This is a genomic window from Enterobacter sp. Tr-810, from assembly GCF_011752765.1.
Classification (GTDB): Bacteria; Pseudomonadota; Gammaproteobacteria; order Enterobacterales; family Enterobacteriaceae; genus Enterobacter; species Enterobacter soli.
This window is the reverse complement of the sequence record NZ_VWWW01000002.1, coordinates 361,599-382,567: the sequence shown is the minus strand read 5'-3', so window position 1 is coordinate 382,567 and position 20,969 is coordinate 361,599. Positions and strand designations below refer to the sequence as shown.

At 53.7% G+C, this 20,969-nt stretch carries 17 protein-coding genes; 11 read left to right on the top strand and 6 right to left on the bottom strand.

Features of this window, described 5'->3' with window-relative positions; genetic code table 11:
• Positions 1–7 precede the first annotated feature (7 nt).
• Both F3J30_RS08385 and ptsG read left to right on the top strand, forming a co-directional pair.
• Complete coding sequence (locus F3J30_RS08385; protein ID WP_166716942.1) at positions 8–802, top strand: metal-dependent hydrolase; 795 nt, start codon at positions 8–10, stop codon at positions 800–802.
• Between the two features lie 297 nt (positions 803–1,099).
• Entirely contained in the window at positions 1,100–2,533 is a 1,434-nt protein-coding gene (gene ptsG / locus F3J30_RS08380) for a PTS glucose transporter subunit IIBC (protein WP_014069794.1), read from the top strand.
• Positions 2,534–2,660: 127 nt separating this feature from the next.
• Here ptsG and fhuE read toward each other — a convergent pair whose 3' ends face one another.
• Positions 2,661–4,853, bottom strand: coding sequence for a ferric-rhodotorulic acid/ferric-coprogen receptor FhuE (fhuE, locus tag F3J30_RS08375; RefSeq protein WP_041162038.1), 2,193 nt, complete (start codon positions 4,851–4,853; stop codon positions 2,661–2,663).
• A gap of 354 nt (positions 4,854–5,207) precedes the next feature.
• On the opposite strand from fhuE, the gene hinT reads away from it, so the two are divergent.
• The 8 genes from hinT to F3J30_RS08335 all read left to right on the top strand — a co-directional run bounded on the left by hinT (position 5,208) and on the right by F3J30_RS08335 (position 11,293).
• Positions 5,208–5,567 carry a purine nucleoside phosphoramidase gene (hinT, locus tag F3J30_RS08370; protein WP_014069796.1) on the top strand — a complete coding sequence of 120 codons (360 nt, stop codon included), beginning with the start codon at positions 5,208–5,210 and terminating at the stop codon, positions 5,565–5,567.
• Position 5,568: 1 nt separating this feature from the next.
• The gene (locus F3J30_RS08365; RefSeq protein WP_014069797.1) at positions 5,569–5,943 is read left to right on the top strand and encodes a YcfL family protein; all 375 of its coding nucleotides are present in this window, start codon (positions 5,569–5,571) and stop codon (positions 5,941–5,943) included.
• Positions 5,944–5,956: 13 nt separating this feature from the next.
• Positions 5,957–6,601 carry a penicillin-binding protein activator LpoB gene (lpoB, locus tag F3J30_RS08360; RefSeq protein ID WP_088201843.1) on the top strand — a complete coding sequence of 215 codons (645 nt, stop codon included), beginning with the start codon at positions 5,957–5,959 and terminating at the stop codon, positions 6,599–6,601.
• Complete coding sequence (thiK, locus tag F3J30_RS08355; RefSeq protein WP_166716941.1) at positions 6,582–7,406, top strand: thiamine kinase; 825 nt, start codon at positions 6,582–6,584, stop codon at positions 7,404–7,406. Before lpoB ends, thiK begins: the two co-directional genes overlap by 20 nt.
• A gap of 11 nt (positions 7,407–7,417) precedes the next feature.
• The gene (gene nagZ / locus F3J30_RS08350) at positions 7,418–8,443 is read left to right on the top strand and encodes a beta-N-acetylhexosaminidase (protein ID WP_166716940.1); all 1,026 of its coding nucleotides are present in this window, start codon (positions 7,418–7,420) and stop codon (positions 8,441–8,443) included.
• A gap of 34 nt (positions 8,444–8,477) precedes the next feature.
• A complete protein-coding gene (gene ycfP, locus F3J30_RS08345) occupies positions 8,478–9,020 on the top strand; it encodes an alpha/beta hydrolase YcfP (RefSeq protein ID WP_014069801.1) in 543 nt (180 codons plus the stop codon).
• A gap of 236 nt (positions 9,021–9,256) precedes the next feature.
• The gene (locus F3J30_RS08340) at positions 9,257–10,561 is read left to right on the top strand and encodes an NAD(P)/FAD-dependent oxidoreductase (RefSeq protein ID WP_014069802.1); all 1,305 of its coding nucleotides are present in this window, start codon (positions 9,257–9,259) and stop codon (positions 10,559–10,561) included.
• Positions 10,562–10,753: 192 nt separating this feature from the next.
• A complete protein-coding gene (locus F3J30_RS08335; RefSeq protein ID WP_014069803.1) occupies positions 10,754–11,293 on the top strand; it encodes a glycine zipper 2TM domain-containing protein in 540 nt (179 codons plus the stop codon).
• Positions 11,294–11,354: 61 nt separating this feature from the next.
• On the opposite strand, the gene F3J30_RS08330 is transcribed toward F3J30_RS08335, so the two are convergent.
• Complete coding sequence (locus F3J30_RS08330) at positions 11,355–13,553, bottom strand: TonB-dependent siderophore receptor (protein WP_166716939.1); 2,199 nt, start codon at positions 13,551–13,553, stop codon at positions 11,355–11,357.
• A 199-nt stretch (positions 13,554–13,752) separates the two neighbouring features.
• Positions 13,753–14,388 (bottom strand): TetR/AcrR family transcriptional regulator, encoded by a 636-nt coding sequence (locus F3J30_RS08325; RefSeq protein ID WP_014069805.1) that lies wholly within the window; start codon positions 14,386–14,388, stop codon positions 13,753–13,755.
• Between the two features lie 244 nt (positions 14,389–14,632).
• Between F3J30_RS08325 and bhsA the strand changes: the two genes are divergently transcribed.
• Positions 14,633–14,890 carry a multiple stress resistance protein BhsA gene (gene bhsA, locus F3J30_RS08320; RefSeq protein WP_014069806.1) on the top strand — a complete coding sequence of 86 codons (258 nt, stop codon included), beginning with the start codon at positions 14,633–14,635 and terminating at the stop codon, positions 14,888–14,890.
• A gap of 75 nt (positions 14,891–14,965) precedes the next feature.
• Here the strand turns inward: bhsA and F3J30_RS08315 are convergent, their stop codons facing one another.
• The 3 genes from F3J30_RS08315 to F3J30_RS08305 form a co-directional block, all read right to left on the bottom strand.
• Positions 14,966–15,931 carry a L,D-transpeptidase family protein gene (locus F3J30_RS08315; protein ID WP_166716938.1) on the bottom strand — a complete coding sequence of 322 codons (966 nt, stop codon included), beginning with the start codon at positions 15,929–15,931 and terminating at the stop codon, positions 14,966–14,968.
• 151 nt (positions 15,932–16,082) lie between these two features.
• Positions 16,083–19,529 carry a transcription-repair coupling factor gene (mfd, locus tag F3J30_RS08310; RefSeq protein ID WP_166716937.1) on the bottom strand — a complete coding sequence of 1,149 codons (3,447 nt, stop codon included), beginning with the start codon at positions 19,527–19,529 and terminating at the stop codon, positions 16,083–16,085.
• A 145-nt stretch (positions 19,530–19,674) separates the two neighbouring features.
• On the bottom strand, positions 19,675–20,748 hold the full coding sequence (locus tag F3J30_RS08305; RefSeq protein WP_166716936.1) for an acyltransferase family protein: 1,074 nt from the start codon (positions 20,746–20,748) through the stop codon (positions 19,675–19,677).
• Between the last annotated feature and the right edge of the window lie 221 nt (positions 20,749–20,969).

Genomic DNA, 20,969 nt, shown 5'->3' with positions numbered 1-20,969 from the left:
AGACATTATGTTTTTAGTCGACTCACACTGCCATCTTGATGGCCTGGATTACCAATCCCTGCATAAAAACGTGGATGATGTGCTGGCGAAAGCCGCCGCCCGCGATGTGAAATTCTGCCTGGCAGTGGCAACCACGCTGCCGGGCTATCGCACCATGCGCGAGCTGGTAGGCGTTCGCGATAACGTTGTTTTTTCCTGTGGCGTGCATCCGCTGAATCAGGATGAAGAATATGACGTTGAGGACTTACGCCGTCTGGCGGCGGAAGAGGGGGTTGTCGCGATGGGTGAAACGGGGCTGGACTATTTCTACACCCCTGAAACGAAACCCCGCCAGCAGGAGTCTTTCCGTAACCACATCCGCATTGGCCGTGAGCTGAACAAGCCCGTCATCGTGCATACCCGTGATGCGCGAGCCGATACGCTGGCAATCCTCCGGGAAGAAAATGTGACGGATTGTGGTGGCGTACTACACTGTTTCACAGAAGACAGAGAAACGGCGGGTAAGCTGCTTGATTTAGGTTTTTATATCTCGTTTTCTGGGATCGTGACGTTTCGTAACGCAGAGCAGCTCCGTGACGCTGCGCGTTATGTCCCTCTCGATCGCATTCTGGTGGAAACAGATTCTCCTTATCTGGCACCGGTGCCGCACCGCGGCAAAGAGAATCAACCTGCCATGACGAGAGATGTGGCTGAGTATATGGCCGTTCTGAAGGGTGTCAGCATTGATGAGCTGGCTCGCGTCACGACGGAAAACTTCGCAAACCTGTTCCACATCGCCCCCGCCCGCCTGCAATCTGTTTGATACACCTGTTTTTTTTAGGCTCGTAATTAATAAATAAAGCGAGTAAAGTTCACCGCCTCATTTGGGGCGGTGACGGTGTATTTAGACACATCCAGACATGCTTTTTGTAAAAAACTGAAAGTTTTTGGTCCGCCTTGAGCTGAAACGTGATAGCCGTCAAACAAACTCAGAGGGATTTATTTTACTCTGTGTAATAAATAAAGGGCGCTTAGATGTCCTGTCCACGGCGCGGTACTCCCCCCGGGCCAATGCGTGAAAGCGTAAAAAAAGCACAAATACTCAGGAGCACTCTCAATTATGTTTAAGAATGCATTTGCTAACCTGCAAAAGGTCGGTAAATCGCTGATGCTGCCAGTATCCGTACTGCCTATCGCAGGTATCCTGCTGGGTGTCGGTTCTGCTAACTTCAGCTGGCTGCCAGCCGTAGTTTCCCACGTGATGGCCGAAGCAGGCGGCTCTGTTTTTGCTAACATGCCGCTGATCTTCGCTATCGGTGTTGCTCTGGGCTTCACCAATAACGATGGTGTATCTGCGCTGGCCGCAGTTGTTGCCTACGGCATCATGGTGAAAACCATGGCTGTGGTGGCACCACTGGTTCTGCATTTACCTGCTGAAGAGATCGCAGCGAAACACCTGGCTGATACCGGTGTTCTCGGCGGGATCATCTCCGGTGCGATTGCAGCGTATATGTTCAACCGCTTCTATCGCATCAAGCTGCCTGAGTATCTGGGCTTCTTCGCGGGCAAGCGCTTCGTTCCGATCATTTCTGGTCTGGCAGCGATTTTCACTGGCGTGATCCTGTCCTTCATCTGGCCACCGATCGGCTCTGCAATCCAGACCTTCTCTCAGTGGGCTGCTTACCAGAACCCGGTTGTGGCATTCGGTATCTACGGCTTCATCGAGCGCTGCCTGGTACCATTTGGTCTGCACCACATCTGGAACGTTCCATTCCAGATGCAGATTGGTGAATTCACCAACGCAGCAGGTCAGGTGTTCCACGGTGATATCCCACGTTACATGGCAGGTGACCCAACTGCGGGCAAACTGTCTGGTGGCTTCCTGTTCAAAATGTACGGCCTGCCGGCTGCTGCGATTGCAATCTGGCACTCTGCTAAACCAGAGAACCGTGCAAAAGTGGGCGGTATCATGATCTCCGCAGCGTTGACCTCGTTCCTGACCGGTATCACCGAGCCGATCGAGTTCTCCTTCATGTTCGTTGCGCCGATCCTGTACATCATTCACGCGGTACTGGCTGGTCTGGCGTTCCCAATCTGTATCCTGCTGGGTATGCGTGACGGTACGTCCTTCTCTCACGGCCTGATCGACTTTATCGTTCTGTCTGGTAACAGCAGCAAACTGTGGCTGTTCCCAATCGTGGGTGCGTGCTACGCGGTTGTTTACTACACCATCTTCCGTGTGCTTATCAAAGCACTGGACCTGAAAACTCCAGGTCGTGAAGATGCGTCTGAAGACAGCAAAGCAGCAGCAACCAGCGAAATGGCTCCGGCCCTGGTTGCAGCGTTCGGCGGCAAAGAAAACATCACTAACCTGGACGCGTGTATCACTCGTCTGCGTGTGAGCGTTGCTGACGTAGCGAAAGTAGACCAGCCTGGTCTGAAAAAACTTGGCGCAGCGGGCGTTGTTGTTGCAGGTTCCGGTGTTCAGGCAATCTTCGGTACTAAATCCGATAACCTGAAAACCGAAATGGATGAATACATCCGCAGCAACTAAGTTGTGACTGGGGAGACTAAGGCAGCCGACTGGCTGCCTTTTTTATTGCTTGTGCGCCGGGATGCCGGGTGGCAAAGCGGGCACAAAAAAAGGGAGCCATCTGGCTCCCTTTGTTGTTGATACTCTCTTAGAAATCGTAGCTCGCGCTCACCGAGAAGTTAAGCGGCGCACCGTACACGAGATAAGATCCGGCATAGTCGTAATAATCTTTGTCGAACAGGTTATTCACGTTCGCCTGTACGGCAAAGTCTTTGGTCACCTGGTAGCGGCTGAACAGATTCACCAGCGCGTAGCTGCCTTGTTCAGCGCGGGAACGACCGGCAGGACCGCCATCAACATCCGTCCAGACCTTGTTTTGCCAGTTAACACCGCCACCCACAGCCAGTTCTGGCAGCATCGGCAACTGATAACGGGTAAAGAGCTTCATGGTGGTTCGCGGCTGGTCAGAGCTTACGGCATTCCCGTTCTTATCTTCGGCGATAAAGCGGGTCGCACCAAAGGTTAGCTGCCAGTTATCGGTCAGGGCACCGTTCAGCTCAAACTCAATCCCTTTACTCACCACGCCATCCAGTGATTCATAAATCGACTCACCGCTTGGCATATAGGTGTAGGTATTGTTAGCAACGTTATCCTGCTCAATACGGAAGATGGCCAGAGAGGTCGTCAGGCGGGTATTAAACCAGTCTGCCTTCACGCCCGCCTCGTAACTTTTGCCCGTTGTCGGATCAAGGTAGCGGCCATTGGCGTCACGCTTGTCCTGCGGCTGGAAGATAGAGGTATAGCTGATGTACGTTGACCAGTCTTCGTTGATGTCATAGACCAGACCCGCGTACGGCGTCACGTCGTCTTTGGTGCTTTCCAGACGGGTGTCCGGGGAGCCTGCCGGGTTATAGCGAATGTTGTAGTTGGTGTAACGTGCGCCCAGGATCAGGTGCAGCGGATCGGCCAGCGAGAAGCGGGCAGAGGTATACGCTGAGGACTGACGAATATCGTCCTGGCTGTAGAGCTTCCACGGCGTCCACTGGGGGTCGGCAATATTACCGTTCCAGTTTTTGAAATCACCCACATCAACCATACCGTAAAGGGTATCCGGCATTGAGTTGTCGTAGTGGTTGCGCTGACGGCTGAAGCTACCGCCAAACATCATTTCGTGCTGGCGACCGAAGAGATCGAAATCACCGCGCAGGAAGGCATCCACCGCATCCTGTTTACGCTCGCCCCGGTTCCAGCCCCCGTAACCGACCAGACCGGATCCTGTGTCTTTATCCGGGTAGCCGTACATGTACATCAGCTTGGTATCGAAGTTGGTTTCCGCGTGCATCCCGTTGATGTGCGCTTCCCAGCCGTTGTCGAAACGTTGGGTCAGGTTGGCGAAAATGCGGGTGTTGTCTTTGTCTGAATACGCCCAGTCTGGCGCAACGGTCTGGCTATGGTTGTAATGCGTTTTGCTGCCGTCGCTGTACCAGGTTGGCAGGCCGCCCCAGGTAGGATCTTCAGTCTTGCTCTCCTGGTATTCATATCCCAGAGAGAGGGTGGTGCTGTCGGTGACATCGGCATCCACCACACCGTACAGGAATTTCTTACGGTAGTGATAGTTATCGACAAAGCTGTCGTTGTCCTGATAACCAGTGATCAACCGCCCACGGACTTTACCGGACTCAACCAGCGGAGCCTGTAAATCGAGCACATAGCGCTGTTTATCCCAGCTGCCATAGCTGGCCGATACGTTGCCCTTGAATTCATTGCTGTCAGCATGTTTACGCACCATGTTGACGTAAGCGGCCGGGTTACCCGTGCCGGACATCAGGCCCGTGGCACCACGCACCACTTCAATACGATCGTAAATGGCGGTGTCGGCCGCCGTATCGCCAAAGTTCCACACTTCACTGATGGAGGTTGGCAGGTCATCGTAGGCATAGTTACTCACGAAGAAACCACGGGAGTAAAATACAGAGCGGTCGCTGTCCTGAACCTGCGCGGTCACCCCGGTGGTGTTGGTCAATACCTGCCCGATGGATTGCAGATTCTGGTCAGCCATGCGTTGCTGGCTGATCACACTGACGGATTGCGGAATATCGCGCGGCACTAACAGCAGCTTTGTACCGGTGGTGGTGGTTTTAACGCTGTAATCCTGCTCCTGACCGGCAGACGGATCCTGTGCGTTATCAAAACCGCCATCAACAACAACGGTGTCTTCAGTAGACGTGGTAGCGGCGAAACTTACGGTTGGCATCAATGCCATAGCAATGCAGGCAGCCAGCAACGAAGGTGTTGTGGCAGGCTGACGTTGCCCATCCCTGGTATGATTAATGAAAGACATCATCAAACCCTTAATGAATGGTGAAAGTTGTGTGCGTCAGTCCCGTGGAGCCGGGCTGAAGTCGTTTTCTATGTTTGAAATGCGCATGAAAATGCAAATGCGAAATATACGCATTGTGATTAACGCTGTAAACAGATGTTTCGAACGGAAGTGAAATATTGTTTCAGGATATCAACGCACAAGAGCGCTCACTCTTCAGGCAGCTATCGTGCAATCAAGGAAAGAAATCGAGGGAGAAGGTTGAAAGGACAGGAGAAACTCGCTCATACTCTTGAGTTGTGTCACACAGTAATGCAGACAGTGTGTGTTATTGGCAGACCCACCACGCCAGATTAAACAAAAAAGGAAAAGGTCATGGCTGAAGAAACGATTTTCAGTAAAATTATCCGCCGCGAAATTCCGTCGGATATCGTGTATCAGGATGAGCTGGTGACAGCCTTCCGGGACATTTCACCTCAGGCGCCGACACACATCCTTATTATTCCCAATATTCTGATTCCGACCGTGAACGATGTGAAAACCGAGCACGAAGTGGCATTAGGCCGTATGCTGACGGTGGCGGCAAAAATTGCTGAGCAGGAAGGCATTGCGCAGGACGGCTATCGCCTGATCATGAACTGCAATCGCCATGGCGGGCAGGAAGTTTATCATATTCACATGCATCTGCTGGGTGGCCGCCCGCTGGGGCCGATGCTGGCACATAAAGGTCTTTGACATGCTAAGAGGGCGTTTTGCAGCACTGGTAATGACGCTGGTGATGGTAGGGTGCAGCGCGCGTCCCGCGATCCCGGTGAGTGATGAACAGACGCTGGTCATGGAGTCCTCTGTTCTGGCTGCGGGTATCACGGCAGAACAACCTTCGCTGACCATCAGCGAAATTCAGGCTTCTGCGTCCTCTTCGCTTTATAACGAAAGACACGAACCAGTCACGGTGCATTACCGTTTCTACTGGTATGACGTACGAGGTCTTGAAATGCACCCACTGGAAGCGACGCGCACGGTAGTCATTCCGGCGATGTCATCGGTCACGCTGTATGGCAGCGCGAACTACCTGGGTGCACATAAGGTCAGACTTTATCTTTATTTGTAAGGGGTGAACCTTGATTAAAAATATGAGCCGTTTTGCGCTCGTGACCGCATTTGCACTCTTCCTTTCAGGGTGTATGACGCGCATGGAACAACCTGCTCCTGTAGAAGAGGCGAAACCGGGCACTGCACAGCCTGTAGAGCCAACGCAGCCGGTGCCAACCGTGCCTTCAGTTCCAACCATCCCGGCGCAGCCTGGCCCAATCGAACATCCTGATGCAACGGCACAGCCAGCACCGCGCGTACGTCATTACGACTGGAACGGTGCAATGCAGCCAATGGTCGGTAAGATGTTGCAGGCGCAGGGCGTTACCCCTGGCAGCGTGCTGCTGGTGGATAGCGTGAACAACCGTACCAACGGTTCCCTGAATGCAGGTGAAGCGACCGAAACGCTGCGCAATGCGCTGGCGAATAACGGTAAATTTACGCTGGTTTCTGCACAGCAGCTCGCGGTGGCAAAACAGCAACTGGGGCTGTCTGCTCAGGACAGTCTCGGTTCACGTAGCAAGGCGATTGGTATCGCCCGTAACGTTGGCGCGCAGTATGTGCTTTACTCTAACGCTAGCGGTAACGTGAATACGCCAGCGTTGCAGATGCAGCTGATGCTGGTTCAGACAGGCGAAATTATCTGGTCAGGTAAAGGTGCCGTTACGCAACAATAACTGCACGCGTGATGACGTTCTGAAACGTTATTTTCCGCAGTATCGCCTTATCGCGCCGCAGGCCCATTCCGGGCTTGGCGGCGCGAGTTGCATTATCGCCCGGGGCGAACACCGACTGGTGTTACGCCAGCATCATGATGGCTCCGCTCCGGCTTCCCATTTTCGTCGACAGTACCGCGCATTAACGCGACTTCCCGCAGAGCTTGTGCCGAAACCGCAGTTTTTTATGCAGGGATGGATGGCGGTGGAATATCTTGCGGGCGAGATCAAAACCGGATTACCGGATACTCCCACACTCGCCGCCATGCTGTATCATCTGCACCGCCAGCGGCGTCTGGGCTGGCGCATCACGCTTTTACCCTTGCTTGAACAGTACTGGCAGCAGGCATCGCCCGCCAGGCGCACGCCTTTTTGGCTGGCGCAGCTCAAGCGGCTGCGTAAAACGGGTGAACCGCAGCCGCTGCGGCTTGCGCCTTTGCATATGGATGTTCATGCCGGAAACATCGTCCACACGCCCACGGGCGACAGACTGATCGACTGGGAATACGCCGGTGACGGAGACGTTGCGCTGGAGCTTGCGGCAGTCTGGACACCGGATGATGCCGCGCGCGGGCAGTTAATTCAGGCCTACGGCAGAGCAGCACACATCGATCCGTGGACGCTTGCGCGCCAGGTCTGGCGCTGGCGACCGTGGGTACTGATGCTGATGGCTGGCTGGTTTGAAGTACGCTTGCAGCAATCGGCAGACAAACAATTTATCGCGCTGGCAGATGACGTCTGGCGCCAGTTACAAACTAAAGGATAAGAGAGGTTCGTGTGGGTCCAGTCATGTTGGATGTCGAAGGCTTTGAGCTGGATGCGGAGGAGCGCGAAATTCTGGCGCACCCGCTGGTCGGTGGCCTGATTCTGTTTACCCGCAACTATCACGACCCGGAGCAGCTACGGGAACTGGTTCGACAAATTCGCGCGGCGTCACGCAATCAGCTGGTGGTGGCGGTAGACCAGGAAGGCGGGCGCGTGCAGCGTTTTCGCGAGGGCTTTACCCGCCTGCCAGCAGCGCAGTCTTTCGCCGCACTGCTGGGCACCGAAGAGGGTGGCAAGCTGGCGCAGGACGCCGGCTGGCTGATGGCAAGCGAAATGATTGCGATGGATATTGATATCAGCTTTGCCCCCGTGCTGGATGTCGGGCACATTAGCGCTGCTATTGGTGAGCGTTCATACCATGAAGATCCGCGCATCGCACTGGAAATGGCCACTCGTTTTATTGATGGGATGCACGATGCCGGAATGAAAACCACCGGTAAGCACTTCCCGGGCCACGGGGCGGTCACGGCGGATTCTCACAAAGAAACCCCGCGCGACCCACGTCCTGAAGCGGAGATCCGCGCCAAAGATATGTCGGTGTTCCGCTCGCTTATCACCGATAACAAGCTTGATGCCATTATGCCGGCGCATGTTATCTACAGCGATGTCGATCCACGCCCGGCGAGCGGCTCTGTCCACTGGCTGAAAACCGTGCTGCGTCAGGAATTAGGCTTTAACGGCGTGATCTTCTCTGACGATTTGTCGATGGAAGGGGCTGCCATTATGGGCAGTTATGCTGAACGCGGACAGGCATCGCTGGATGCAGGTTGCGATATGATCCTGGTCTGCAATAATCGTAAAGGCGCAGTGAGTGTGTTGGATAACCTGTCGCCGATCAATGCTGAGCGTGTTACACAATTGTATCATAAAGGTTCATTTAGCCGTCAGGAGCTGATGGGCTCGGCGCGCTGGAAGACGGTCAATGCTCAGCTTGAGGCGCTGAATGAGCGCTGGCTGGCGCATAAAGCAGGCCTTTAATCCCTCCTGGAAGGCGTAGCGTGGTGAGAAGACGATGATCATCTATTTACACGGTTTTGACTCAAACAGTCCTGGTAATCATGAGAAAGTGCTGCAATTGCAGTTTATCGATCCGGATGTACGGCTGATTAGCTACAGCACCCGCCATCCAAAACATGATATGCAGCATTTGCTCAAAGAAGTGGACAAAATGTTGCAGCTTAATGTCGACGATCGACCGCTGATTTGTGGGGTAGGTCTGGGTGGATATTGGGCTGAGCGCATTGGATTCCTGTGCGATATCCGTCAGGTGGTGTTCAACCCAAACCTGTTTCCGCATGAAAATATGGAAGGGAAGATTGACCGCCCGGAAGAGTATGCCGATATCGGGACCAAGTGCGTCAGCAACTTTCGTGAAAAGAATCGCGATCGTTGCCTGGTGATCCTGTCGCGTAACGATGAAGCCCTCAGCAGCACCCGTGCCGCCGAGCTGCTTCACCATTACTATGAAATTGTCTGGGACGAAGAGCAGACCCACAAATTCAAAAATATCTCCCCGCATCTGCAACGCATCAAAGCCTTTAAAACCCTGGGTTAAAGGCATCTGACGTTTTCTCAAGCCCGGCGGCGCAAGCTTGCCGGGCTTTCTTTTTGCTAAAATTGTACAAATATCAGCCATCAAAACTTGATGCATATCAATTTTGGTATGACCAATGCGCCTGGCGTGTTATTCTCAATGCACCTGAATGGTTTCAGTGCTGTAACCTGTTGTTAATTAAGGGTTATTTTTATAACTTTTAATTAACAATTGGTTAATAATTTGAGGGGGTCACGTTGACTACGCCATTGAAAAAGATAGTGATTGTAGGCGGTGGAGCTGGCGGGCTGGAGCTGGCTACACAGCTTGGCAAAAAGCTGGGTCGCGGTAAAAAAGCCAAAATTACGCTGGTCGATCGTAACCACAGTCACCTGTGGAAACCACTGTTGCACGAAGTGGCAACCGGTTCTCTGGATGAGGGTGTTGATGCGCTGAGCTATCTGGCACATGCGCGTAATCACCACTTCCAGTTCCAGCTGGGTTCCGTGGTGGACATCAACCGTGAAAGCAAAACCATCACGCTTGCCGAACTGCGTGATGAAAAAGGCGAGTTGCTGGTTCCTGAGCGCAAACTGCCTTATGACACGCTGGTGATGGCGCTGGGCAGTACCTCCAACGATTTCAACACGCCTGGCGTGAAAGAACACTGCATCTTCCTGGATAACCCGCATCAGGCGCGCCGTTTCCATCAGGAAATGCTTAACCTGTTCCTGAAGTACACCAATAACATGGGTGCTAACGGCAAGGTCAACATCGCGATTGTCGGCGGTGGTGCGACCGGTGTTGAGCTGTCTGCTGAGCTGCACAATGCGGTAAAACAGCTGCACAGCTATGGTTACAAAGGGCTGACCAACGAAGCGCTGAACGTGACGCTGGTTGAAGCGGGCGAACGCATTCTGCCTGCGCTGCCGCCGCGTATTTCCGGTGCGGCACACAGCGAATTAACCAAACTGGGCGTTCGTGTACTGACCCAGACGATGGTCACCAGCGCGGATGAAGGTGGCCTGCATACCAAAGATGGCGAATACATCGAAGCGGATCTGATGGTCTGGGCGGCAGGGATTAAAGCGCCAGATTTCATGAAAGATATCGGTGGTCTGGAAACGAACCGAATTAACCAGCTGGTGACTGAGCCAACGCTGCAAACTACCCGCGACCCGGAAATCTACGCGATTGGCGACTGTGCATCCTGTGCGCGTCCTGAAGGTGGTTTCGTACCGCCGCGTGCTCAGGCTGCGCACCAGATGGCAAGCCTTGTGCTGCACAATATTCTGGCACAGACCAAAGGCAAGCCAATGAAATCGTACGTTTATAAAGACCACGGTTCGCTGGTATCGCTCTCTAACTTCTCGACCGTAGGCAGCCTGATGGGTAACCTGATGCGCGGCTCAATGATGGTAGAAGGGCGCATTGCACGCTTCGTGTACATTTCGCTGTACCGTATGCATCAGATTGCCCTGCACGGCTACTTCAAAACCGGTCTGATGATGCTGGTGGGCAGAATCAACCGCGTGATCCGTCCTCGCCTTAAACTGCACTAATCCTGCTCTCCCTCCGGGCTCCCCGGAGGGATTTTTAGCATATCATGCTGTTCATTCCCTGTACGCCTCTTAGGAGTTCTCCTAAACAGGGCTATTCTGCTTACATCCCCACATTTTTAATCCTTTTTCTGATTGGCTAAGTCTGGCGTTAATTGCAGAATTGTTACCAATAGCAACAAAGGAGGAAGTCCCGTGAATAAATCAATGTTGGCGGGTATCGGGATTGGTGTTGCTGCTGCGTTAGGTGTGGCAGCGGTTGCCAGTCTCAACGTGCTTGATCGCGGCCCACAGTATGCTCAGGTCGTTTCTGCTACCCCTATTAAAGAATCGGTAAAAACGCCGCGTCAGGAGTGCCGCAACGTAGCCGTTACGCATCGCCGTCCGGTTCAGGATGAAAACCGTATCGCCGGCTCTGTGCTGGGTGCGGTAGCCGGTGGGGTGATTGGTCATCAGTTTGGTGGCGGTCGTGGTAAAGATGTGGCGACCGTGGTTGGTGCGCTGGGCGGCGGTTACGCAGGTAACCAGGTTCAGGGCGCAATGCAGGATAACGATACCTACACCACGACTCAGCAGCGCTGTAAAACCGTCTATGACAAGTCAGAAAAAATGCTGGGTTATGACGTGACGTACAAAATTGGCGATCAGCAGGGCAAAATCCGCATGGATAAAGACCCGGGCAGCCAAATTCCGCTGGACGGAAATGGTCAGCTGGTCCTGAATAACAAAGTGTAAAAAAGACGTTCTCTGAATTTAGCTCCTCAAGCGCTCAGGCTGAGGAGCTTTTTTTTGGCAATCAGAAGGTCAGAGCATAGTTAAGCCCAAAGGTACGACCGCGTCCTTTGTACTCGTACAATGCTGCATTGCCGTACGTTGGGCTGTAGAGCAACGGTGCACGCTGGCCCCAGACGGTGGTGTACTGTTTATCCAGCAGGTTTTCGATGCTGAACGACAGTTTACCCAGCGGCAGCTGATAACTGCTGAGGAAATCGACGGTGTTATAACCTTCGATTTCATTGCCTGCGGCGTCCGTCAGGTCAAAGGTTTGCTGAGTCTGAACACGCAGCGACCAGGGTTCAGGCGCCCAGCCTACATAGGCCGTAGCTTTCGACGGCGAGGCCTGAGTCACATCCCATTTCTCCCATGAACCGTTGGTTTTTATCTCTGATTTCAGGATGTTGAAATTACCCCCTACGCTCCAGACGCTGTCAGGGATAACGTAATCCACCGCACCTTCCACACCATAGATACGGCGCTCCTGCGGGTTGACGTCAATCGTCATGTCGCTACGGTTGATGTCGATGGATTTGTCCGAGAGAGAGTAATAGGCCGCAATTTGCGTGCGCAGGTTATCTCCGGTATAGCGCCAGCCCAGCTCATAGGAGTCAACTTTGATCCCTTCAAGTTTTGCATCATTTGGGTTAACGCTTTTAAGCAGCGCCAGGTGGCCCTGTGCATCGGCTTTTGCGTACGCGCCGTTCCCGTAATACTTGCCTGGGTCCGGCAGCTCAACACCCTGAGAGAAGTTAAACCAGAGCTGCTGGCGTTCCGTAATGTGCGCAAGAATGCCGGCGTTAAACAGCAGGTTATCGTAATCCGTTTTACCGCCCGGGATCGCATCTGCTGAAGTGGCCTTGCCATTCGCAATCGCCTGCTGCTGCGAATAACCGATAAAGTCATCAACGCGATTCTCAGTCCATTGATAGCGAACCCCACCGCTCAAGGTGAAGATCTCATTGATGTCATAGCTGTTTTGCAGGAATGGGGCGAAGTTGGTGATGCTGTAACCCGGATAACGCCCGGTGGTATAGGCCGAGTGGTTATTCATCCCGCCTGATGGCACTGACTTCGCCAGGTCAAAGAACATCTGGTTGGAGTCGAATGTTTCATGGTCGGCATCGATGCCCCAGGTTACCTGCCAGCTGTCGAGCGGCTTGCTGTTCAGGGTCAGTTTTGCGCCGTACTGATCGGTGTTTTGCTCAGACGCCGCAAAGCTGGTGATGGTTTTGGTTTTTTGATCCACGGTGGGGAAGGGATAAAAACGCAAGGATTCATCACGGTAGTAAATTTGCCCTACCAGCTCTTGCCCCCAGAAATCGGTGTCGGAATATTGCAGGCTGACGAGATGGCGTTCTGTCCCCGGAATGCGGTCGGAACTGAACCCGCTACGGGTCCGGGCGGTACCATTTCCGGTCACGGCACTCATGTTTTTATCGAGATAAAGCCCGTAATCATCGTCGCCCTGGCTTTTGTAATACTGCGTTACCACCTGCAACTGGCGGGTATCGCTGATGTCGATTGTGCCTGTACCCATCACATCCAGACGATCCGAATGTTGTAATCCTGTCTGGGTGTTATCGAAGGTGAGGGCGTCGCCGTTGCCATCATACCAGCCGCCAAAACGCTGATAAGCGACTGAGAGGCGGCCCGACGCATGGTCATTCCCCCCGCTAACGGCGGTTGCTACGCGCTCGTCATGGTCATTGCTGTTGTTAAAGCCTGTCTTGCTGCCAAGCTCCAGATCAACCTGCGTTTCTGGCTGACCTTTTTTGGTCACGATGTTAATCAGACCACCGGTACTGCCGCCACCGTACAGGGCCGTAGAGCCGGAAATAACTTCAATATGTTCGATGTTAAAAGGATCAATCGAGTCCAGCTGGCGGCTGTCGGTACGCGAGGAGTTCAGACGCACGCCATCAATTAACACCACAATCGCACGGCCGCGCATGTTCATGCCGTAGTTTGTTCGACCCTGGCTGCTGACATCCATTCCGGGGATCAGCTGCCCGAGAATATCCTTGAACTCCTTACCACCCTGGACCTGTTGTTCAATTTCATGTCCTTCGATAATCCATGTGGTTTGCGCCATTTCTGCCACGGTACGATGGCTGCGGTTGGCACTGACAATCAGGTTTTCTTCATTGGTTTGTTCGGCGTAAAGCGGCATCGCGATGGCCAGCAATACAGGATTTAGCACCCAGAGGCTTTTCTTCATCATCATTCCTTGTTGAGCGGTCGCTCTTTTTTATAGGCAGGTCAACACCACAATTTTGCATTGTGTAACAAATGTAAAAAATGCAAATGCGAATACTGCCGATAAAGAATCTCATTATCAACCCATCAAATAAGAGGATAAGCGCAACGGGGAACAAAAATGAGGGAAGAGAGGGCGGCTAGCGAAGCCGCCCGGGGTATCAGACTTTAAGCAGTTCTGGCCACAAACGTAGCGTGGTGTGGGTGATACTTTGCAGTTTTTCCAGGCTTGCGCCTTCACGCGCGCTGATCGACATACCCTGCAAAATACAGCTCAGGTATTGCGACAGCTCCTGCGGATGGCAATGGGCAGGAAGCTCACCGCGGCGCTGGCGCTCGGTCAGAAACGCACACAGCGTCTCCTCCTGCATCGCGTGGCGCGATTTCACCGTGTTGGCAATCTCTTTAGAAGAGGCCGCAAGGGTGGCGGAGGTGTTGATCATAAAGCAGCCTGCCGGCGTATCTTTGCTGGTAAAGCAGGTGGCGACGGCGGTGAAATAGTCCCGCAGTGCTTGCTCAACTGTTTTTTCTTCACAGAAAAGCTGCGCTTCGTGTTTCGCCGCAAAGCGCGAAATGTATCTGTCCAGAACTGCCCTGAACAGCCCCTCTTTATTGGTAAATTCCGCATACAGCGTAGGTGCTTTGGCGCCTGTGGCTTCCACAAGATCGGAGAGCGAGGTGGCTTCATACCCGTGCTGCCAGAAGAGTGTCATGGCCTTATCGAGCGCCGCTTCCCTGTCGAACACTTTTGGTCGGCCACGGCTTTTCTTTGCGCAACTCGTTACATCAGTTGTCATTTGCCGCGGATCCTCTGTTGGTTTGTTGAATGACCATTATAAAAATATTCGCCGCCCGCGACCAGCGCTGATTCAGCAAAAATAAATTATTCATATGGGTATGAAAAATAACGAAATTAAAATTAATATAACGATCGTTATAAAAAGATGTTGACGCGTGACGTGGATCACATTTATGATTTACCTATCGATCGTTAAGTAAATAACTAACGACCCCAAATTCATCTGCCTAAAGGTAAAAATCATGAAAAACGTAAAAACCCTGATCGCTGCCGCTGTACTGAGTTCTCTGTCATTCGCAAGCTTCGCAGCTGTTGAAGTGCAATCTACCCCTGCTGACCAGCATAAAGTCGGTACTATCTCTGCAACAGCAGGTACTAACCTGGGCTCTCTGGAAGACCAGCTGGCACAGAAAGCAGAAGCGATGGGTGCTAAATCCTTCCGTATTACCTCTGTGACGGGTCCTAACACCCTTCACGGTACTGCGGTGATTTATAAATAAGATTTGCAGAACCCTCATACTTGCCACTGCAAAAAAACGCCCTGCATATGCAGGGCGTTTTGTTTTATTGCGCTTTTACAGCGTCTGCTGGGGAATATCCTGATGACGTGTAACGTCAACCGGCATCCCCGCGCGCGCCTCCATTGCCCGGCCTATCACCGCATCGTCAGTATCCTGGCTGGTTTTGAAGCGATACATCTCTGCATTGAGAGGGATCGGCAGCGTTTGCGGATCATCGCCGATGTTTTTCGATAATGGCTGATGGATCTCCACCAGGCGTTTACCGCCAGGCTCCTCAGACACCTTGATCGGCGTGTTGATGATGTTCACTTTTGTTCCTGGCGCTATCACGCTGTACAGGGTCTTGATGTCGTCATCACGCAGGCGAATACAGCCGGAACTGACGCGCATTCCAATACCAAAATCAGCATTGGTTCCGTGCAGAAGATAGACGCCACCGTAAGCGGCAAGGCGGATCGCATGGTGGCCCATCGGGTTATCCGGGCCAGCCGGAACCACCGCCGGCAAATCTATCCCCTGAGCCTTATAGCGTGCGCGAATATTGGCGGTCGGCGTCCAGGTCGGATTGGCGCGTTTATCCGACACGGTGGTCACCATGGTTGGCGTGAGTGTGTCGCCGCCCAACTGGCCAATGCCAATAGGGTAGACGGTCACTTCATTTTTACCCGGCGGGTAATAGTAAAGCCGCAGTTCGGCGAGGTTAATCACAATCCCTTCGCGCGGTGCATCAGGCAGCAGCGTTTGCAGAGGAATGGTTAACACGCTACCGGCGCGAGGCACATACGGGTCAACGCCCGGGTTAGCCTGTAACAGCGCCAGGAAGCCCACGTTATATTTTTTTGCAATTGCCTCAAGTGAACCGCCATTGTTTTCAACTACATGAAAGCGGTTTTCACCCACCACACGGCTACCGGCAGGGGGAAGAGGCAAGGTGTTAGCCTGGGCTGGAAGCGCTATTGCCACGGTTGCAGCCAGCGCAAACAAGGTTATCCAGCGAGTCATACGCGAAGAGGTCATCATCACCATAATCCATATAAATGATAAGGTTATTGTTATTTAAAGAGTTAACAATAATTATGGCGAATGGATGTGTCGGGAAATCCAGGAGGTTTGCAAAGAGTTTGTAAATTGTCTCCCCGGCAGCGTGTATCCCACCGGGGAGAGAGGCAGGTCAGGCGATCGCGTTTTCTTCCAGCTGGCGCATAAAGTTACGCACCCAGTCCATGCGGGTTTTACGTTCAGCCAGCTCCTGGGTGAACTTCAGGCGCGTTGGCCCGTCCAGGCGGAAATGCTGTGGCTGTTTTTGCAGTAAACCAATCAGCCACATCGGATTGACGTGATTCTTCTCGGCAAACTCAATCACGCCACCTTTTTCATTACCTTCCAGCTTACGAATCCCCAGTTTCTGTGCCTGCTGGCGCAGCCGGGCAATATCCAGCAAGTTTCGCGCAGCATCCGGCAGCAGGCCAAAGCGGTCAATAAGCTCCACTTTGATCTCTTCCAGCTCGTTTTCGCTTTTCGCACTGGCTATGCGTTTGTAGAACGACAGGCGGGTGTTCACATCCGGGATAAAATCGTCCGGCAGCAGGGACGGCATCCGCAGCTCGACTTCCGTTTGCTGGCTGGTCAAATCTTCCAGTGACGGCTCACGCCCGGCTTTGAGCGCATCAACGGCGTTTTCCAGCAGCTCCATGTACAGTGAGAAGCCAATGGTTTCCATGGAACCACTCTGGTCTTCACCCAGCAGTTCACCGGCACCGCGGATCTCCAGGTCGTGGGTGGCCAGGGCAAACCCTGCACCCAGATCTTCCAGTGAGGCGATGGCTTCCAGACGCTTTTGCGCATCGGTGGTCATCGCTTTTGGATGCGGCGTCAGCAGCCAGGCATAGGCCTGGTGGTGTGAGCGCCCAACGCGGCCACGCAGCTGGTGCAGCTGCGCCAGACCAAAGTGATCCGCGCGTTCGATGATGATGGTGTTGGCCGTTGGGATGTCGATACCAGTTTCAATGATGGTGGTACAGACCAGCACGTTAAAACGCTGGTGGTGGAAATCGTTCATCACCCGTTCCAGCTCGCGTTCACGCATCTGCCCGTGCCCGATGGCGATACGCGCCTCGGGAACCAGCTCCGCCAGTTTATCTGCCGCTTTCTGGATGTTTTCGACATCGTTAAAGAGATAGTAAACCTGCCCGCCGCGCAGCACTTCACGCAGAATGGCTTCGCGTACCACCAGGCTATCGTACTCGCGTACGAAGGTTTTCACCGCCAGGCGGCGCGCCGGTGGTGTGGCGATAATCGACAGATCGCGCATTCCACTCATCGCCATATTCAGGGTTCGCGGAATTGGCGTGGCGGTTAAGGTCAGGATATCGACATCGGAACGCATCGCTTTGATACGCTCTTTATGACGCACGCCGAAGCGGTGCTCTTCATCGACAATCAGCAGCCCTAAATCTTTCCACTTCACGTCGCTTTGCAGCAGTTTGTGGGTGCCGATAAGAATATCGATCTTACCTTCGCTTGCCTGCTCCAGAATTTGTGTCTGCTCTTTGGCGCTGCGGAAACGGGACAGCATTTCGACACGCACCGGCCAGTTGGCGAAGCGATCGCGGAAGTTGTCATAATGCTGCTGGGCGAGCAGGGTGGTTGGCACCAGTACTGCAACCTGCTTGTTGTTCTCCACGGCTAAAAACGCCGCGCGCATCGCCACTTCGGTTTTACCAAAGCCCACGTCACCGCACACCAGCCGGTCCATCGCCAGCGGTTGACACATATCGCTCAACACCGCATTGATGGCCTGGGCCTGATCCGGCGTGGTTTCAAACGGGAAGCTGTCGCAGAACAGTTGATACTGCTCTTTATCATGCTTAAAGGCGTAACCTTCTTTGGCCGCGCGCTGGGCGTAAATGTCCAGCAACTCGGCGGCCACATCACGCACTTTTTCGGCGGCTTTCTGGCGCGCGCGGGCCCAGGCATCACCGCCCAGTTTATGCAGTGGCGCGTTTTCTTCGGCACCCCCGGCATAACGGCTAATCAGATGCAGCGACGAAACCGGCACGTAAAGTTTGGCGTCGTTGGCGTAGGTCAGCATCAGGTATTCACCCTTAATACCGCCCGCTTCAAGGGTAGTCATCCCCTGATAACGACCAACACCGTGCTCAAGGTGAACAATGGGCTGCCCCGGGTGCAACTCCGCCAGGTTGCGGATAAGCGTGTCCGGGTTAATGGTGCGGCGGCTATCCTGGCGACGACGAGCCACACGTTCGCCCAGCAGGTCGCTTTCGCAAATCAGGGCCAGATTATTGAGCGTATCAATAAAACCGTGCTCGGCGGCGCCGATCATCAGGTAACGCCCGTTGGCGGTGGCTTCATCAAGGCGGAAAATACGCTTAGGGGCGACTTTAATGCGACCGAGCAGCTCGCCTAATGCTTCACGACGGCCTTCACTTTCTACCGAGAAAATCACCGGCCCGGTAAAGGACTCAAGGAACTTGCGCAGGCTATCCAGCGGCGATTTTTGCTGCGCCTGTACGGCCAAATCAGGCAGCTTCTGGAAGGCGAGGTTAGTGTTCGCAGCTTTATCGGCAAGGGTGTCCGTTTTGAGCTGCACACGCGGCCAGCGCTTAAGTTCTGTATTTAACTCATCGCTACGCAGCCACAGCTGTTCGGGTGGCAGCAACGGGCGCATCGGGTCAACCCCACGGCTCTCATAGCGGGCGCGGGTTTCACCTTCAAAACGGCTGGCGCTGGCGTCGATATTCCCGGTGTTCACAATCAACGTATTGGCCGGGAAATAGCTGAACAGCGCAGGCAATGGCTCGTTAAAAAACAGGGGCTGCCAGTATTCGATCCCGGTAGGCAGGGTGCCTTTGCTGACCTGCTGATAGATATGTTCCGCATCGCGTTTCACGTCGAACTTGTCGCGCCACTGGCTGCGGAACAGCTCGATGGCGGTTTTGTCGGTCGGGAATTCGTGAGCAGGCAGCAGGTTGATGGATTCAACTTCTTCCAGCGTACGCTGCGTGTCGGCATCAAAGACGCGCAGGCTGTCGATTTCGTCGTCGAAAAAGTCCAGACGGTAAGGCTGGTCGCTGCCCATCGGGTAGAGATCCAACAAGGCGCCGCGAGTGGCGTATTCGCCGTGCTCCATCACCTGATCAACGTGGCGGTATCCGGCGCTGTCAAGCTGCGCACGCAGGGCATCTCGCGACAGACGCTGGCCTTTTTTCATCACCAGCGCATGACCATGTAAATAGCTGTGCGGGCAAACGCGCTGCATCAGGGTGTTTACCGGCACAATCAGCACGCCGCGCTGCATGGACGGCAACTGATAGAGCGTGGACAGGCGTGAGGAGATGATCTCCTGGTGCGGGGAGAAGCTGTCATACGGCAGCGTTTCCCAGTCAGCCAGGCTGAAGACCAGGTTATCGGTGAACTGGCGGATTTCGTCATGCAGGCGTAATGCATTTTGCATATCCGGGGCAACAAGAACCACCGGGCCGGGATGCCGTTCTGCGATTTCTGCCACCAGCGTGGCGCACGCCGCGCCCGTGAGTTCACCCAGCTGGCGTTGGTCGCCCGCTTTGCCGGGCAAGGAATAACGGTAGTGTTCAGGCATGGCTATGTCAGAGTCTCTTATGGGTATACCCAGTATTGGGGCATATCACTGATACGCAATGTCTTTATTATCCTCGATCGTTTTGCATAAGCAAACCGGAACCGCACAGGCGGTAAACTCGCCCTGAATCAGGGCGAGGTGGACATTAGCGAGCGGCGGGCGCCGGTGAAAGACGCGCAGGAGGGGAAAAGAACAGATCGCCAAACAGCGCGGTAGACAGCTTGCGTGCGCCAAGACCGAAAAGTGTACAGATTAACAGGCTGGCAAACGGATAGACGAGGATCAGCGCCAGCTCTGCCCAGACAGGCCAGGATGCGCCATTCATTTCGCCAATCAGGAACAGGCTAAATGCCTCGATTAAAATGCGATGCGTGGTGTAAATGGCAATGGTGTTTGAGCCAATGACATTGAGCAGATTATTGGGATGCACGGCGTAGCGTTGTTCGACGCTGTAGAAGAGCTTCATGATAAGCAGGATAGACAGCAGGGAGAGCAGTAGCGGGGCATTGGCAAACCACAGCACGACGGATACCGCAGCAAACGCAACAACAGGCAGCCAGACGCGGCGCAGTGACAGCCCTTTCATCCATGCCATGAGCTCTGCACCGTACCACGCGCCCATGCTGTAATAGATCATATTGCGCACCACACTGTTCATCCCCCACCACGGGAGCGGCAGGAAGTTTATTGCGATGCTCGCCAGCGCCAGAAGCCCCAGCACCGGCAGTTTCCAGCGGCTTAACAGCTTACACAGCGTGAAGTAGACCACCAGGGCGTACAGATACCACAGGCTGGTGCTGGCGGTGAGCATCGCCAGAATAAACTCCGGGACGGAATCTGCGTAGGCGGCGTTTGATGAGGTGGCTAATTCGCGCTCCGGGGCCAGCCAGGCATTCAGGTGGCTCAGCGCCTGCCATTGCAGGACACCCCACAGGGCCAGCACCCAGACAATGCTCCAGATGCGTTTATCGAGGCTGGTTCGCCAGCCCACTTCATCGATATACCGGCGGATCAAATAGCCTGAAATAAAGAAAAACACCGGCATCCGAAACGGCGCGAGGTAAAGGTTAAAGTAGACCCAGCATTTGGCGAGAAGCCCGGAGAGAGGATGTTGTAGCCCGCTGAGATGCGGATAAAAGGTGATAACCGAGTGATAAATCACCACCAGGCAGATGCACAGCCCTTTTATCTGGTTAATCCATAATGCTTTTTGTTTCATCGGGAAACGGTACCTGTTTTGCCATAAACGAACCGTTTATCCTGGGTGAAGGGGCAGGGGATGTAATCAGTAACAGTCTGTATCAGTACGTTTTTCGGAAAAGGTGGAGGGCGCAGGATCTACGTTCAGAGAGTAGCACTATGATTTATCTGATTTTTTCGGAAAAATGATTACCAAAGCTTACGGTTTCAGTCATTTACGCTTAACGGATTCGCTTATAT

Excerpts from the sequence above, each read along its gene's own strand:
- F3J30_RS08385 (WP_166716942.1), top strand. The coding sequence starts at position 8 with ATGTTTTTAGTCGACTCACACTGCCATCTTGATGGCCTGGATTACCAA.
- ptsG (WP_014069794.1), top strand. The coding sequence starts at position 1,100 with ATGTTTAAGAATGCATTTGCTAACCTGCAAAAGGTCGGTAAATCGCTG.
- fhuE (WP_041162038.1), bottom strand. The coding sequence starts at position 4,853 with ATGTCTTTCATTAATCATACCAGGGATGGGCAACGTCAGCCTGCCACA.
- hinT (WP_014069796.1), top strand. The coding sequence starts at position 5,208 with ATGGCTGAAGAAACGATTTTCAGTAAAATTATCCGCCGCGAAATTCCG.
- F3J30_RS08365 (WP_014069797.1), top strand. The coding sequence starts at position 5,569 with ATGCTAAGAGGGCGTTTTGCAGCACTGGTAATGACGCTGGTGATGGTA.
- ycfP (WP_014069801.1), top strand. The coding sequence starts at position 8,478 with ATGATCATCTATTTACACGGTTTTGACTCAAACAGTCCTGGTAATCAT.
- F3J30_RS08330 (WP_166716939.1), bottom strand. The coding sequence starts at position 13,553 with ATGAAGAAAAGCCTCTGGGTGCTAAATCCTGTATTGCTGGCCATCGCG.
- F3J30_RS08325 (WP_014069805.1), bottom strand. The coding sequence starts at position 14,388 with ATGACAACTGATGTAACGAGTTGCGCAAAGAAAAGCCGTGGCCGACCA.
- bhsA (WP_014069806.1), top strand. The coding sequence starts at position 14,633 with ATGAAAAACGTAAAAACCCTGATCGCTGCCGCTGTACTGAGTTCTCTG.
- F3J30_RS08315 (WP_166716938.1), bottom strand. The coding sequence starts at position 15,931 with ATGATGACCTCTTCGCGTATGACTCGCTGGATAACCTTGTTTGCGCTG.
- mfd (WP_166716937.1), bottom strand. The coding sequence starts at position 19,529 with ATGCCTGAACACTACCGTTATTCCTTGCCCGGCAAAGCGGGCGACCAA.
- F3J30_RS08305 (WP_166716936.1), bottom strand. The coding sequence starts at position 20,748 with ATGAAACAAAAAGCATTATGGATTAACCAGATAAAAGGGCTGTGCATC.